This is a genomic window from Streptomyces sp. NBC_01426 (assembly GCF_036231985.1).
GTDB lineage: Bacteria > Actinomycetota > Actinomycetes > Streptomycetales > Streptomycetaceae > Streptomyces.
In genome coordinates this window covers 458,906-473,687 of the sequence record NZ_CP109501.1, presented here as the reverse complement: position 1 = coordinate 473,687, position 14,782 = coordinate 458,906, and the positions used below count along the sequence as shown (strand labels likewise).

The following is a 14,782-nucleotide window of genomic DNA, read 5'->3' as shown; positions in this document are numbered from 1 at the left end:
GAACAGGCACGGACAACGCACAGGTGACGGACGACGGGCCGGTCACGGACGACGCGTGGGTGGCGTCGGCGTACCGGCGCACGATGAGCTCGGGCCGCGCCCGCCTGGCCGACGTGCTGGGCGGTCAGGTGGAGGTGGAGTCGTCCGGCGCGTGGATCACCACGAGCCGGGGGCAGCGGATCCTGAACGTCGGGGGGTACGGGGTCTTCATCACCGGTGCCCGCCACCCCACCGTGGTGCGCGAGGTCGAGCGCCAGCTGCGGACGCATCCGATCGGCACGCGGATCTTCCTCGACCCGACGGCCGCGCGGGCGGCCGACCTGCTGACGTCGGTGACCCCGCCGGGCCTGGACCGTGTGCACTTCTCGGGATCCGGGACGGAGGCCGTCGAGGCGGCCATCAAGCTCGCCCGGCTCAACGGCCGCCGGCGGCTGGTGTCGATGACGGGCGGCTACCACGGCAAGACGATGGGCGCCCTCTCGGTGACCGCGCGGGAGACGTTCCAGAAGCCGTTCCGGCCGCTGCTGCCGGACGTCGAACACGTACCGTTCGGCGACGTCGAGGCGCTGACGCGGACGCTGAGCCGGCATCCGGGCGAGGCCTGCGTGATCGTCGAACCGGTGCAGGGCGAGGCCGGGGTGGTGATCCCGGCACCGGGCTACCTCCGGGCCGTGCGCGAGGTGTGCACCCGGTACGGCGCGCTGCTCGTCGTCGACGAGGTGCAGTCGGGTCTCGGCCGGCTCGGCGCGTGGTGGGGGTGCGATGCCGAGGGCGTCAGCCCCGACATCCTGCTCTCGGGCAAGGCGCTGGGCGGTGCGGTGATCCCGGTGGCGGCGACCATCGCGACGGAGGCGACCTTCTCCGTCCTGGACCGCGACCCGATCCTGCACACCTCGACGTTCTCGGCGGCGCCGATCGCGATGGCCGCCGTGTGCGGCGCGATCCTGGCGATCCGGGAGGACGGGCTGGTGGAGCGGGCCGCGGCGCTCGGCGCCCTGCTCACACCGGAGCTGGAGCGGATCATCGCCACGTACCTGCCGCACCACCCGTACGAGGTGCGCGGCGCGGGCCTGCTGATCGGGATCGAGTTCGCGGACCCGGCCATGGCGGCGGACCTGTTCATGGCGCTCGTCACCCACGACGTCATCGCGAACCTCTCGCTCAACTCGGATCACGTCGTGCGGCTCACGCCGCCCGCGACGATGACCGATTCCGACGTGGCCTTTCTTTTCGACCGGTTCGAGCGGGCGGCCAGGTCGGTCGCCGAGCGGAACCCCGAGTACGAGGTGCCGGCCCATGCGTAGCCTGGAATTGAAGTTGCAGTCGTTCACCGCGGACGCGGACCTCGCGTACCGGCGCATCACCGACTTCGAGAAGTACCCGGAGTTCGTGGACGAGGTGCGCTCCGTCGTCGTCCACGGGAACAAGGGCGACGAGCCGCTCGTCAGCGAGTGGGACATCCTCTTCCGCAACGGTCCGCTGCGCTGGTCCGAGGTGGACTACCTCCAGCCCGACCTGCGTCGGATCGTCTTCGAGCAGACCGCCGGGGACTTCGACGTCTTCCGCGGGTCCTGGCGGGTGGAACCCATCGCGGGTGGCTGCGAGGTGACGTTCGAGGCAACCTTCGACTTCGGCATCCCCAGCCTGGCCGGCGTGCTGGAGCCCATCGCGACGAAGGTGCTCAAGGAGGCCATCGCCACCATCGTGCACCGGCTGCTCGGGGAGGCGCACGTCGTCGGCGATCCGGCGACGGCCATGGCGGTGACCGCGCGGCTGGGCGCCCGGCGCGAGCCCGACACCGCGCTGTCGGCGTAGTTCGGGGGCCGGCGATGGATCACGTGAACCGGTTCGAGAGCCGGGTGACCTTCCGACTGCTGCGGGCGGAGTACGCCGTCGCGCTCGTCGTGAGCGCGGTGCTCTTCCTGTTGCACCTGTCGGAAGTGCGCTGGTGGGTCGCGGTGCTGCTGTTCGTCTACATCGACCTGATCGGCTACATCCCGGGGGCGATCGCGTTCCGGCGCGCCGAGAACGGTCGGATCCCGAAGGTCTACTACGTCCTCTACAACACGATGCACAGCTTCGTCACGCACGCCGTCGTCCTCGGCGGCTGGGCGGCGGTCGCGGGCTTCGAGTGGGCCTTCCTCGCCGTGCCGATCCACCTGTGCGGCGATCGCGCGCTCTTCGGCAACTTCCTGAAGTCCTTCCACGTGCGGTTCGAGCCGGTGGCGGTCCCCGCGTTCGTGGAGTTCGAGGAGCGCGTCGTCGCGCAGCACACCGCGCACCATTCGACGCCCGAACGGGTCTGAGGTGAGGAACACATGTCCGTGAGCAGTGAACGCCCGATCATCATCGGCGCGGGGCCGGGCGGCCTCGCGGTGGCCTGGACGCTGAAGGAGGCCGGTCTCGATCCCCTGCTCATCGACCGGGAGAAGATCCCCTGCTCCAGTTGGCACGCCTACTACCCGTCGCTGCGGATGAACTCGTGGCGCCGGCTGAGTTCGCTGCCCGGCATGCGGCTCTCCGCGGAGTTCGGCCCGTGGCCGATGCGCAACGACTTCCTCGCCTACATGAAGAAGTACGTGGAGGTCCTCGACCCCGACGTGCGCTACGAAACGGAGGTGCACCGCGTCGACCGGGAGGCGGGCCGCTGGGTGGTCCGGACGTCGGGCGGGGACCTGCACACGCGCAACGTCGTCGTCGCGACGGGTCTGCACCGCAAGCCCTTCGTGCCGGACTGGCCCGGACTGGACGAGTTCGAGGGCGAGTTCCTGCACGCCCGGTCGTACACGGTGCCGGATTCCTTCGTCGGCAAGGACGTCCTGGTGGTCGGTTGCGGCCCGACGGGGATCGACATCGCCGTGGCCGTGGCGAACGCCGGCGCGTCCCGTGTGCGGATGTCGATCCGCAACATGCCGGTGCTGTTCAAACTCAGCCCGACCACGTCGTTGCTGTGCCAGGCCATCAAGCACGGCCCGCTGCCGCACGCGCTGGTCAACCGGGCCAGTCTGCTGATGCACAAGATGCAGTGGGGCGACCTGTCGGAATACGGTCTGGCCGCCCCCAAGGAGGGCACGATGGCGGGCGTGGCCCGGATCGGGCACGCGTACGGGGCCATCGACCGCGGGTTGATACCCGCCGTACGGGACGGGTCGATCGAGGTCGTCACCGGGGTCACCGGGTTCGACAAGAAGGCCGTGCTCCTCGAAGGCGGCGCGAGCATCAAGCCGGACGTCGTGATCGCCTCGACGGGGCAACGGCCCGACATGGAACGCTTCCTGGGGCACCTCGGCGTCCTGGCGCAGCCGGGCGGACGTCCCGTCGTGCACGGCGGCCGGACCGCGCCGCACGCCCCCGGAATGTACTTCCAGGGCTACCGGCTGCCGCCCGGCCAGCTGCCCGACATGGCGGTCGACGCGCGGGCCATCGCCCGCGCCGTCACCGGTGGCCGCCGGTTCTCCCTCGCCGGCGTGCGCGGGAGGCTCCGGTGAACGGCTCCGGGACCCCCTGGGCGAGCGGCGAGGACACGGCCCCGCGCCCCCGCCTGCACGGCCGCCGGCGCTGCGACGTCGCCGTCGTCGGCGCGGGGCTGACCGGGCTGTCCACCGCGGTCGAACTGCTCGAACTCGACCCCGACCTGCGGGTCGTGGTGGTGGAGGCCGACCATGTGGCGGCCGGGGCGAGCGGGCGGGGCACCGGGCTGCTCGGCCCCCGGGTGGGGCCGCCGCTGAGGGTGGCCCGCCGGCGGTACGGCGACGACGTGGCGCGCGCCGCGCACCTGTGGTCGATCGCGGCGGTCCGGCACGTCCTGGACCTGGTGCGGCGCCACGAGATCGCGTGCGACCTGACCCCGGGGAGCCAACTCGTCGTCGCCCGCGACGAGAAGGCCGCCGAGGAGCAGTGGCGGGAGGCCGATGCCGCCGGGGCGCTGGGGCTGCCCGTCGCGCTGGTCGAGCGGGACGAGCTGCCGGCCGTCGCGGCCCGCCATCTCGGCGGACTGCGCTACGGCGAGGCCGCGACGCTGGATCCGGCCGCGCTGACGGGGCAGCTCGCCCGGATCGGTGAGCAGCGCGGCCTGACCGTCTTCGAACGCAGTCCGGTGCGCGCCGTGCGGCGGGGGCTGCTGACCACGCTCGCCACCGACGACGGCGAGATCGTCGCCGATCACGTCGTGACGGCGGTCAACGCGTTCGGCGCGGCGCCCGGCGCGCCGGCGGGGGTGGTGGGGCTGCGGGTGCAGGCCGGGGTGACGCGCAAGCTCCCGCCGGAGGCCCTCTCCGCGTTGGACGGGTTGCACACCGAGCCCCTGATCGAGCACGGGGAGCTGTCGCCGTACTTCCGCCTCACGCTGGACGGGCGGCTGGTGGTCGGCGGCGGTGCGGTGCGGCGGGGGCCCTTCGGTTCCGTGGCGCCCGCGCCGGGCCGGCTGCGGGCGGCCGTACGGTCCCTGTCCCCGACGCTCGCCGACGTGGAGATCGAGTCCTCCTGGGCGGGTCCGATCGCCATGACGCGCGACGGGCTCCCCATCGTGGGCCGGCACCGCGACGATCCGGGCCTGCTCCACGCCGGGGGGTGCAACGGGCACGGGCTCGCGGTCTCGGCGTACAACGGCGCCCAACTGGCGCGCCGGATCGTCGAGGGCGCCGGGAACGACCTGCCGTTCGCCCTGCCGTGGGTGCGGTCGAAGGGCCCGTGGGTGCCCCGGGGGCGCCTCGCGGACCGGGTGCTCGACCGCTACCTGGCCCATCTGGGCGCCGAGGCCGGACGGTCGTCGGCGCCGGGTCCCGGCCCGAGCGCCGCGCCGGCCGGGCGGAGCAGCCACGCACGACGGACGGAGAGCACATGAGCAGGGTCGGGCGCGACAACGCGAGCGCCAACGAGCGGTTGATGACGTCGGCGTCGATCAGCAACGTGTCGATCACCGAGTCGATGGACCGGATGCCTCCGGGGCCGTCGGAGTCGGTGCTGCGGCAGACGATCAGGTTCCGGCGGGGGCGCCAGCACTACCTGCCGCTGATGCACGACCGGTACGGGGACATCGTGACCCTGCGGGTGGTGCCGGGCGGCCCGTTCGTCATCCTGCGCAACCCCGACCACATCAAGGAGGTGTTCCGGGGCGCGCCGGAGGTCTTCCACGCGGGCGAGGGGAACTCGCTCCTCGTACCGATCGTCGGCCGCCACTCGCTGCTGACGCTGGACGCCCCCGACCACAAGCCGGCGCGCAAGCGGATGATGCCCCCGTTCCACCACGACCGCATCGCCGCGCTGACGACGACGATGCGGGAGATGGCCGAGCAGGAGGCGCGCAGTTGGCCGATCGGGGAGCCGGTCCGGTTCCTGGACCGGGCCTACGCGCTCACCCTGGAGATCATGGTCCGGGTGGTGTTCGGCGTCGACGACCTGCGGCGGGCGGCGGAGCTGAGCGAGGCCCTGCGCCGGGTGTCGGACATCGGCCTGTCGGACATCCTGGTGTGGATCCGCCCCGAGCTCGGCAAGGTCTGGCCGTGGCGCAACGTCGTGCGCAACCTCGAACGCGCCGACGCGCTGATCTACGCGGAGATCGCCCGACGTCGGCGCGACCCCGAGCGGCCCGGGCGCACGGACGTCCTGTCGATGCTGGTGGAGAGCGAGCCCGACGACGAGGTCGTGCGCGACGAGGTGATGACGCTGCTCGTGGCGGGGCACGAGACGACGGCGGTCGCGCTCGCCTGGCTCTTCGAGCGGCTGCTGCGCCACCCCGACGTCCTGGCGCGGGTCCGCGAGGGGCTCGACGATCCCAAGGACGCGTACCGGACCGCGGTCTTCAAGGAGGCGCTGCGGGTCCGGCCGGTGATCCACAACGTGGCCCGGCGGCTCACCGAGCCGATCGAGCTGGGGGGTTACCGCCTTCCGGCGGGCGTCGCGGTGCTGCCGTCCGTCGGGGCCGTGCAGTGCGATCCCCGGTTGTGGGGCGCCGACGCGAGGCGGTTCCGCCCGGAGCGGTGGCTGGAGGGCTCGCCGCCGCAGAACGCCTGGATCCCGTTCGGGGGCGGTGTGCGCCGGTGCATCGGCGCCATGTTCGCCCAGGTGGAGGTCGAGACGGTGATGGCGGGGATGCTGCGGGCCGTGGAGCTGCGGGCCGTCGATCCCGGGGACGAGGGCAGCGCCATGAACCACATCACCATGATCCCCAAGCGGGGGGCGCGGGTCAGCGTCGTGCGCAGGCTCCGTCCGTAGCGCCGTCACCGGTCGGGAACGGCGTGTCGAGAAGCAGTATCAGGAGAGGTGGGAGCATGACACGAGGTCTGCGGGTCGCCGTGGTGGTCAATCCGGCGGCGGGTGGCGACGGGGACGGGATGGTGGCCGCCCTGGAGGCGGTCGGGGCCGCCGAGGTGCACACGGTACGGACGACCGCCCCGGGCGACGCCCGCGACATCGCGTACAAGCTGGCGGGCGCGGCGGAGCCGCCCGACCTGATCGTCAGCGTGGGGGGTGACGGCACGGTCTGCGAGGTGGCCGCCGGCCTCTTCCGTGCCGGTGAGGCGGGCGCCGGCGCGGTCCCGCCGCTGCTGGTCGCGCCGGGCGGCACCGGGAACTCGGTGTACCGCGGGCTGTGGAACGACGAACCGTGGGAGAAGGTGGCCGCGCTCGCGCTGCGCGGCCGGGCAGCCGTACGGACGATCGACCTGGCCCGGATCGAGCAGAACGACCACGTGGTGGTCCTCGGCTCCGGCAGCGGACTGTTCGCCGCGACGTTGCTGGCGGCGCGGAACCGGCCGGAGAAGGGCCGGGACCTGTTGATGGCGGCCGCGCTGGCCGCGATGGAGGACCACGAGCCGTACCCGGGGCGGGTGACCGTCGACGGGGAGGTGCTCCACGAGGGCGGCGTCGTCGAGACGATCGTCGGCGGATTCCGTTACCGCGGCGGGCTGTTGAACCTGGTCCCGGCGTCGATCGTCGACGACGGACTGCTCGACGTCACGGTGGTGACCTCGGCCGTGGACATGGCGGCCTTCGCGCAGGCCGCCGTCCTCGGCGACGTGTACGACGTCCCCGGCATCCTGTGGGGCCGCGGGGAGCGGATCACCGTCGCGGACACCGGCGGACGGGCGGTGCTGTTCGAACACGACGGCGAGGTCATGCCGCGGAACACGCCCTCCTACGACATCCACGTCGTGCCCGCGGCGCTGACCGTGCTGACGGCGGCGGACGCGCCGCCGTGGTTCAAGGAGGGCTGACCGGTGGTGGGAGTCGGTTCCCTGCGAACGGCGGAGGCGGCGCCGAGCGACGCGTCGTGCCGCGCGTACTTCCGCAAGCTGACGGCCGGCGTCGCCGTCGTGACCGCGTGCGGCGACTCCGGGTGGTCGGGGACGACCGTGAGCACCCTGACGAGCGTGTCGATGGAGCCGCCCATCGTGCTGTGCTGCGTCTCCGGGGGTTCGCGCACGGTGGCCGCGATCCGGCACGCCGGCCGGTTCGCCGTCCATCTGCTGTCGGAGGACCAGCCGTACCTGGCGGACCGGTTCAGCCGGCCGCCGAGCGACAGTTCGCGGTTCGAGGACCTGGGCCACGAGGTGCGGCTGATCCGCGGCGCCCCGTCGATCGCGGGGACGCTGACGATCGGCTGGTGCGACGTGTACTCCCTCGACGAGGTCGGCGACCACGTCGTCGTGTACGGACGGCTGACCGCCGTGCGCGTCGGCGACGGACGACCGCTGTTGTGGCACGAGCGCGCCTACCGCGCGCTGGAGGAACGGGCCGGATCCACGAGCGGCACGGGGGGCGCGCCGCCCGTGCCGCCGTACGACGGGGGTACCCGCACATGACGTCGACCACGCCCGTCACGGCCGCGCCGGCCGCGCCCGACGAGGATCCGGGGGCGAGCCTGACCACCAGACTGGCCGCCTGGGCCCGAACGGTGAGGTACGAGGACATCCCGGAGCGCACCCTGGCGGCGGCGCGCAGTCAGCTCGTCTCGAACCTCGCGGCCGTGCGCGGTTCGTTGGGGCACCCGGTCGGCGGGAGGATCGTCGACGCGTTCGGTGCCCCGCTCCAGCCCGACGCCGGGCGGTCCGCCTACGTCCTGGCGGCCCTGGCGACGGCACTCGACTTCGACGAGGTGGCCTACTCGGGGCACGTGTCCGCCGGCGCGGTGAACGTCGCGATCGCGGAGGCGGTACGGGGCGGCCTCGACGGGAGGTCGCTGCTGACGACGATCGTGGTCGCGAACGAGTGCGCGGCGCGCGTCTCGGCCGCCACGATCCTCAGCCCCTTCTTCCGCGGCCAGACGAACACGCACTGCCACCTGGCGAGCGCGGCGGCGGCCCGGCTCCACGCCCGGCGCGCGTCGGAGCGGGAGTGGACGGCGGGGCTGGGCATGGCGTTCGGGATCCTGGCCGTTCCCCTCCACCACGGGGTCGTCACCAGCGACGTCAAGGCGCTCGGCGCGGCGGCGCCGATCCGCCTGGCGCTCGACGCGTGTGACGCGGCGGCCCACGGGCTGGCCGGACCGGACACGATCCTCGAACACCCCGAGGGGCTGTTGGCGCACCTGTCGGCCGTGCCCCTGCCGGACGCGGTGACCGAGGGGCTGGGGCGGCGCTGGCACACGGACACCCTCACGTACAAGCGTTTCCCGGGCAGCGCCTACCTGCACGCCGCCTTCGACTGCGCCGAACGCCTCCACCGGCGGCTCGGCGCGGTCGACGCGTCCCGTGTGCGGCGCGTCCTCGTCCACGGCTCGCTGCTCACCTGGCAGATGGAACGCAAGGTCGCCCGGGACCTGCACGGCCCCGACACCAGCGTGTCCGCCGCGACCCTGTCCATCGGGTACGGCGTCGCCACGCTGCTCTCGACCGGGACCTTCGGGGTGCGGGACCTGACCCCCGCGGCGATCGGCGAGGCGGCCCGCTGGTCCCTGGCGGACAAGGTGACGGTCGAGCACGACATGGTGTTGTCGGAACGGATGGTGCGGGCGACGTCCCCGCTCGGCGAGGCCCTGCGGCAGGCGGGCGACCGCGCGCTGGACTGGCCCGAACTGCACACGTGGGGCGGTGCGGACGTCCCTCGCATCCTGGCCGGGCTGGGTGCTCCGGAGGAGACGCTGGAGAACGCGACGATGGCCATCGGCGCCAGGGTCGCCGTCGAACTGGTCGACGGCACCGTCGTGACCGAGGAGTGCGAGGCGTTCATCGGTTCGGCGGGCCCGGCGACGCGCCGGGACCACCGGTCCCTCGTCCGCGAGAAGTTCCGGGCCGTCGGTGGCCCGGACGACGTGCTGCGCGAGCTGGAGGACGTCGACCTGCTCGATCCGGCCGGGACGGCGCGGGCCCTGAACCGGGCGGTGGGCGTCTCGGTGGGCGTCTCGGTGGGCGTCGAGCCGACCTGACGGCGCCCCGGCGATCGGGGGACGCCGGGGGTCGGGAGTCCGGGGGTCGCGGGTCCTGTGGTCGGGCACCCGGGTTGTTCGGGTGTCCGCCGGTCAGGAGTCCGGTGGTCGGTCGAACTGCGCGACGATCGGGCCGAGTTTGACGCGTGTCGAGATCGAGAGCTTGCGGAAGATGTTGCGCAGGTGGAAGTTCACGGTGTGCGGGGAGAGGTCGAGCTGCTTCGCGACCTGTTGGTTCGTCATGCCGCGGCCGACGAACCGGGCGATCTCGCTCTCCCGCAGGCTCAGCGAGGCGATCGGCCTCGGCTCGGGGGGCGCGGGGTCGGCGGCTCCGGCCCGCGCCACCGCTTCGGCGGTACGGGGTTGGTCGTCGCGGCCGGCGGTCGGGCGGGCGGCCGATTCGGGGTCGGGCCGCCGCCGGGTACGTGCCGGGGACGCGCCGAGCGACTCCGGGTCGGGGGCCGGCTGCGGGGAGGGGTGGTGGGGGGCCGCGACGACGGGTGGCCGGTCCGCGCCGAAGTCCAGGAGCGAGGTCAGTTCGGGCTTCTCGCCCGCCGCCGCGGCGCGGGCGCTCTGCGCGGCGCTCTCCAGCAGGGTGAACCCGCGGTTGTCGTTCGCCAGCCGTTCGATGGCCCGCAGGCAGCGTTCGGCGAGGGCGGTGTCCCCGGCCCGGCGTGCGACCGCGATCAGCCACGCCGGTCGCGCGGGGTCCTCGATGAGGCTCGCCGAACCGGTGTTGAGCAGGTGCCACTTGGCACGTATCTGCTCGGCGGCCGCGTGCGGCCCCTCCTGCGCGGCGATCAGGGCCGTTTCCGCGAACGCGGCGCGCGCGACGGAGTCGGGCAGGGCGTAGTGGTCGACCTTCGTGTGGAAGGACTCCAGGGATGTCACGGCCCGGTCCCAGTCGCCGCGTGCCAGGTGGGCGGTCGCCGCGACGGAGAGGGCGAGCTTCACGCCGACGGCCGAGTGGTGTTCGTCGCTGACGCGCACGGCGGACGAGGCCGACTCGATCGCCTGCTCGAACCGGCCGGCCTGGAGGTGCAGGACCGAGCGCAGGGCCTCGGGCAGGGACCCGAGCACGTGGAGTCCGGTGGTGTCGATGAGGTTGTCCAGGTCGCGCACGACACGGTGCGCCTGGAGGGAGATGTGGATGTCGCTGAGCTTCTTGGCGAAGAGCAGGTAGGCGTAGACGCGCCACACCGGGGCCACGTCGTGGGAATGCTCGACCGCGGCCCGGTTCAGGGACAGCCCTTGGAGCAGGCTCCCGGAATGCCAGTGCTCGTCCGATTCGACGCACAGGGCGGCCACGGTGAGCGCGTCCGACCCGGAAACGCTCTCATCGGCCGCCTCGGCCATCCATCGCTTCGAGTCCGCGCCGATCACGGACCCCATGAACAGCCGGAGCGCGATCACGTCCCGGTACCCGGGCATCGACCCGTCCAACTCGTCGAGGGTCCGGTCGACGGCGGCCAGCGCGTCTCCGATGTCACCCCGAACGAATGCGATCCGTGCGTCGTCGAGCGTCCGGAGGATATCGATGGGCAATGATCCGGAGCAATAGGAATTGATGAGGTAAAGAATATCGCTCATGGATGTCGGGGCGGCCGATTCTGAATTCAGTGAATTCTGTACCTTCCGCTCCGCGCCGCCCTGCGGCCCGTCCATCGTTCCCCCCGGGTTGAGCTTCAAGGTCGGACCGGCCCCTTTATCACACGACCCGTTCCTCCTGTCCAAACATCGACCCATTGCCGCATTGCCCGGGCAACCCTAAATCGCGCGGGTGTTCAATTGCTAGACCTACCCACAAGTCACCCGGATCCTCGTACGAATTCTCTACGAATGAGAATGGCCAATTTTCGAGCCCGACTTGATGCTCCGAATCCCGTTCCTTTCGGTTGTCAGAGATTGGCCTGATTCCTTCGGTTTTCTGCCGTTCCTCGCGGGCGAACGCGGGTGGCGGGGCGCGCCCGGAGGCGGCCGGCCGCGTCCGGGGCGGCCTCGCGGCGGTGACGCGCACGACACGGTCGCCGAACGAAATCGGCCCGGACCACGGCTTCGTGGTCCGGGCCTCGATCGGGCCTGGCGTTCGTTCCCGGGACGCGGAGCGCCCCGGCTCAGCCGCGCAGCGCGGAGGCGAAGATTCCGGGCAGCGCCGACCAGCGGGGCGCGGCGGCGAAGTCGGCGAGCAGCCGGCCGGTGCGCGCGGCGGTCCGGTTGCCGACGAACCACGGGGGCTTCGGGGACAGGGAGGGCTCCCCGTGCAGCAGGGAGCGGGGGGCCGGACGGAACGGGCCGCGCACGACGGTCCGTTCGGGGCCGTCGAGCAGGATCGCGTTGTGCACGACCCCGATGCCGCTCTGCACGTCGTCCACGGTGTGCCCGGGGAAGGCGCCCCACGAGGCGTTCGCCGTCAGGTAGCCGACACCGGTCCAGGCGTTCACCGCGACCGTGCCGTAGCGCAGTTCGGCGATCGCCTCGTCCAGCGCGGGGCCGAGTTCGGCGAGGGTGCCCGGGTGCGCGATGAGGTTCACGCCGAGCGTGCCGGCGAAGTCCTCGTTGGCGGTGCGGACGGCGGTGTCCAGGAACTCCCGCGCGTTGCCGGGCAGTTCGACGACACCGAGTACGGGGGCGAAGTACTCGGTGGTCAGCAGCGGTCCCGGGGCGTTCGGGTCGACGCCTTCGACGAGGACCCGTTCGTCGAGGATCCGGGCGTCCGGGTAGGCGTCCAGGGCCTGCTTCACCCGATCGTCGCTGCCCGGGTAGTAGGCGGGGCGCGTCGGGGCCTGGGCCAGCGCCGCGCGCAGGTGGGTGAGGAAGCGGTCCTTCTGGGCCCAGTCGGAGCCGATGACCACGACCTGGGACGCCACGCAGTTGTACCCGCCGTTGTGGAGCCGTTGGGTGGCCACGTGCTCGGCCTGGAAGCGCAGGTCCGCGTCGGACCAGCTGCCGGGGAGCACGAGGGTCGGCGAGACGCCCCCGAGTTCGCTGGTGACGGGCTTGGTCAGCAGTGGCGTCCCGTTCCTCTTGCGGTCGGCGCCCTCGGCGCCGGTGCCGAAGACGATCGCGTCGTGCGTGGCGGCGCTGCCGGTCATGTGCACGTGCGCGACGGACGGGTGGTGGACGAGCCGGGTCCCGACGTCGGCGCCGCCCGTCAGGATCCGTACCGCCCCCACCTCGATCAGCGGGGCCAGCACCGCGCTGAACACGTCGTACAGGCCGTCGGTGATCGGGTTGAGCTTGAGGGCGACCACCCGGTTGTGGGCGTACAGCTCGTACAGCACGTCCAGCACCGGGATGGAGGTGATGTTGCCGGCGCCGAGGACCACGCCGACCCCCGCCGTCCGCTCGGGCCGGCGCAGGCCGAGGCCGGCCCCCTGGCGCACCCGGGCGGCGGTCACCCCCGGGGGCATCCACACCTCGGCGGAGAACCCGCTCAGCAGCAGCCGGTCGTACGTCCCGTGCGGCAGCACCCGTACGGCGACGCGCCCGCCCGGCGCCGTCGCGAGGGAGAACCCGTCGACCGGGCTGCGTCCCCGCGCCAGCGCGCGCACGCTCTCGCCGAGCGCGGCCGTGCCGGTCAGCACCGGGTACGGGCCGGACATCCACTCCTCGCCGAGCAGCGGGCTGCCGTCGGGCAGGCGCTTGTACGCGGCGGCCGCGCGCACCCAGGCCCCGGCCTGCGCGGCGGTGGCGGCCCGCACCTGGTCCAGCAGCCGCCCGCGCCGCGGGAGGTCGCACGCCGCCCAGGCGGCCTCGCCCCGGACGAGTTCGGCCAGGGCCCGGTCGACCCGCGCCTCCTGTTCCGCGGTCGGCGCCGACGTGGTCATCGCACGGTCTCCTTGATGAGGTCGGCCGCCTTCTCCGCGGCCATGATCGTGGGGGCGTTGGTGTTGCCCCGGGGGACCGTCGGGAACACCGACGCGTCGACGACCCGCAGCCCCTCCACCCCCAGGACGCGCAGCTCGGGGTCGACCACGGACCCGATGGCGCAGGTCGAGGTGGGGTGGAAGAGCGTCATGCCGGACCTGCGCGCCCAGGCGAGCACATCGGGCGTGGAGTCCGACTCGGGGACGTCGAACTGTCCGGTGATCATGTCGGCCAGCGGGGCCTGCGCCGTGATGTCGAGGGCGATCCGGACCCCGTCGACGATGCAGTCGCGGTCCTCGGTCGTCGTCAGGTAGTTGTGCAGGATCCGCGGTGCGGCGTCCGGTCGCGGGGAGCGCAGCGTCACCTGGCCGCGGCTGGTCGGGGCGAGCACACAGGGGCCGAGCGCGAACCCGTGTTCGGCGACGGCGCCCAGGCCCTCCTGGTGGAACAGCACCGGAGCCATGTGGAGTTGCCCGTCGGGGAGCGGGACGTCCTCGCGGCTGCGGAAGAACCCGCCGGCCTCGCCGATGTTGGAGGTCAGCGGGCCGCGGCCCTCGCCCTGGAGCAGGGCGGCGTTCTCCGGCGTCGCCGCGCTCAGCAGCGACTCGACGTGGGTGCGGAAGTTCAGCAGCGCCATGTAGTGGTCCTGAAGCCCGCGGCCGACGGGGAGGTCCGCGACCACGTCGATGCCGAACGGTGCCAGTGCGGCGGCCGGGCCGACGCCGGACAGCATCAGCAGCTTCGGGGACTCGTAGACACCCGCGGAGAGGATCACCTCCCGCTCGGCTCGGACCAGCTCGACGGCGCCGCCGCGTTCCACCTCGACCGCGGTGGCCCGGCCGCTTTCGATCACCACCCGGTGGGCCCGGGTCGACGGCAGCACCGTGAGGTTGTCCCGGGACAGCGCGGGGTGGAGCCAGGCGACGGCCGTACTGCAACGCATCCCGTCACGCTGGGTCAACTGGTACGTGCCGACGCCCAGTTGGGTTTCACCGTTGAAGTCGTCGTTGCGCTTGTGCCCGACCCGTACGGCGGATTCGACGAACGCGGCGGCCAGCGGGTGCCGGGACCGGCCCTCGCTGACCCGCAGGGGTCCTCCCACCCCGTGGAAGGCGTCCTCCCCGCGCTCGTTGTCCTCGGAGCGCCGGAAGTACGGCAGCACCTCGTCGTAGGACCAGCCGGTGGCCCCGGCCGCCGCCCAGCCGTCGTAGTCGGCCGGGTTGCCGCGCATGTAGATCATCGCGTTCATCGAGCTGGACCCGCCGAAGACCCGGCCCCGGGGCAGATAGGCGCGGCGGCCGTCCAGTCCCGGTTCGGGTTCGGTGTCGAGGTCCCAGTCGACCCCACTCTTGAACAGCGTGCCGAAGGCGGCGGGGACGTGGATCTCCTGGGCGGTGTCCGGGCCGCCCGCCTCGATCAACGCCACGCGGACGTCCGGGTCCTCGGAGAGGCGCGCCGCCAGCACGCACCCCGCCGACCCGGCTCCGACGATGACGTAGTCGTAGGTGTTCATCCGCTCTCCTTTGTTCCGCCACGGTTGTGCGACCGCCG

Annotated in this window: 12 protein-coding genes; 9 read left to right on the top strand and 3 right to left on the bottom strand. The window is 72.8% G+C overall.

What is annotated here, in order from left to right; all coding sequences use genetic code 11:
* Positions 1 to 83: 83 nt before the first annotated feature.
* Genes OG906_RS36450 through OG906_RS36410 form a run of 9 tightly spaced genes read left to right on the top strand, consistent with a single transcriptional unit; the run spans position 84 to position 9,364 of the window.
* A complete protein-coding gene (locus OG906_RS36450; protein WP_329448940.1) occupies positions 84 to 1,304 on the top strand; it encodes an aspartate aminotransferase family protein in 1,221 nt (406 codons plus the stop codon).
* Positions 1,297 to 1,815 carry a type II toxin-antitoxin system RatA family toxin gene (locus OG906_RS36445; protein ID WP_267797719.1) on the top strand — a complete coding sequence of 173 codons (519 nt, stop codon included), beginning with the start codon at positions 1,297 to 1,299 and terminating at the stop codon, positions 1,813 to 1,815. The genes OG906_RS36450 and OG906_RS36445 overlap by 8 nt, the downstream gene beginning before the upstream one ends.
* 14 nt (positions 1,816 to 1,829) lie before the next feature.
* Positions 1,830 to 2,306, top strand: coding sequence for a hypothetical protein (locus OG906_RS36440; RefSeq protein ID WP_329448599.1), 477 nt, complete (start codon positions 1,830 to 1,832; stop codon positions 2,304 to 2,306).
* A gap of 18 nt (positions 2,307 to 2,324) precedes the next feature.
* Positions 2,325 to 3,488 (top strand): flavin-containing monooxygenase, encoded by a 1,164-nt coding sequence (locus OG906_RS36435; RefSeq protein ID WP_329448598.1) that lies wholly within the window; start codon positions 2,325 to 2,327, stop codon positions 3,486 to 3,488.
* A complete protein-coding gene (locus tag OG906_RS36430; RefSeq protein WP_329448596.1) occupies positions 3,485 to 4,843 on the top strand; it encodes an NAD(P)/FAD-dependent oxidoreductase in 1,359 nt (452 codons plus the stop codon). Before OG906_RS36435 ends, OG906_RS36430 begins: the two co-directional genes overlap by 4 nt.
* Positions 4,840 to 6,213: a cytochrome P450 gene (locus tag OG906_RS36425; RefSeq protein ID WP_329448594.1), complete on the top strand. Its 1,374-nt coding sequence runs from the start codon at positions 4,840 to 4,842 to the stop codon at positions 6,211 to 6,213. Before OG906_RS36430 ends, OG906_RS36425 begins: the two co-directional genes overlap by 4 nt.
* Before the next feature lie 56 nt (positions 6,214 to 6,269).
* Positions 6,270 to 7,214, top strand: a complete 945-nt coding sequence (locus tag OG906_RS36420) for a diacylglycerol/lipid kinase family protein (RefSeq protein ID WP_329448592.1) — start codon at positions 6,270 to 6,272, stop codon at positions 7,212 to 7,214.
* Positions 7,215 to 7,217: 3 nt separating this feature from the next.
* Positions 7,218 to 7,802: a flavin reductase family protein gene (locus tag OG906_RS36415; RefSeq protein ID WP_329448590.1), complete on the top strand. Its 585-nt coding sequence runs from the start codon at positions 7,218 to 7,220 to the stop codon at positions 7,800 to 7,802.
* Positions 7,799 to 9,364, top strand: coding sequence for an MmgE/PrpD family protein (locus OG906_RS36410; RefSeq protein WP_329448588.1), 1,566 nt, complete (start codon positions 7,799 to 7,801; stop codon positions 9,362 to 9,364). The genes OG906_RS36415 and OG906_RS36410 overlap by 4 nt, the downstream gene beginning before the upstream one ends.
* A gap of 93 nt (positions 9,365 to 9,457) precedes the next feature.
* Here the strand turns inward: OG906_RS36410 and OG906_RS36405 are convergent, their stop codons facing one another.
* The 3 genes from OG906_RS36405 to OG906_RS36395 all read right to left on the bottom strand — a co-directional run bounded on the left by OG906_RS36405 (position 9,458) and on the right by OG906_RS36395 (position 14,744).
* Entirely contained in the window at positions 9,458 to 10,909 is a 1,452-nt protein-coding gene (locus OG906_RS36405; RefSeq protein WP_329448586.1) for a helix-turn-helix transcriptional regulator, read from the bottom strand.
* Positions 10,910 to 11,478: 569 nt separating this feature from the next.
* A complete protein-coding gene (locus tag OG906_RS36400) occupies positions 11,479 to 13,191 on the bottom strand; it encodes an aldehyde dehydrogenase family protein (RefSeq protein ID WP_329448585.1) in 1,713 nt (570 codons plus the stop codon).
* Positions 13,188 to 14,744: a GMC family oxidoreductase gene (locus OG906_RS36395; protein ID WP_329448583.1), complete on the bottom strand. Its 1,557-nt coding sequence runs from the start codon at positions 14,742 to 14,744 to the stop codon at positions 13,188 to 13,190. The genes OG906_RS36400 and OG906_RS36395 overlap by 4 nt, the downstream gene beginning before the upstream one ends.
* Positions 14,745 to 14,782: the final 38 nt, after the last annotated feature.

Coding starts and splice junctions, on each gene's coding strand:
- OG906_RS36425 (WP_329448594.1), top strand. CDS start 4,840: ATGAGCAGGGTCGGGCGCGACAACGCGAGCGCCAACGAGCGGTTGATG.
- OG906_RS36420 (WP_329448592.1), top strand. CDS start 6,270: ATGACACGAGGTCTGCGGGTCGCCGTGGTGGTCAATCCGGCGGCGGGT.
- OG906_RS36440 (WP_329448599.1), top strand. CDS start 1,830: ATGGATCACGTGAACCGGTTCGAGAGCCGGGTGACCTTCCGACTGCTG.
- OG906_RS36395 (WP_329448583.1), bottom strand. CDS start 14,744: ATGAACACCTACGACTACGTCATCGTCGGAGCCGGGTCGGCGGGGTGC.
- OG906_RS36410 (WP_329448588.1), top strand. CDS start 7,799: ATGACGTCGACCACGCCCGTCACGGCCGCGCCGGCCGCGCCCGACGAG.
- OG906_RS36400 (WP_329448585.1), bottom strand. CDS start 13,191: ATGACCACGTCGGCGCCGACCGCGGAACAGGAGGCGCGGGTCGACCGG.
- OG906_RS36450 (WP_329448940.1), top strand. CDS start 84: ATGAGCTCGGGCCGCGCCCGCCTGGCCGACGTGCTGGGCGGTCAGGTG.
- OG906_RS36445 (WP_267797719.1), top strand. CDS start 1,297: ATGCGTAGCCTGGAATTGAAGTTGCAGTCGTTCACCGCGGACGCGGAC.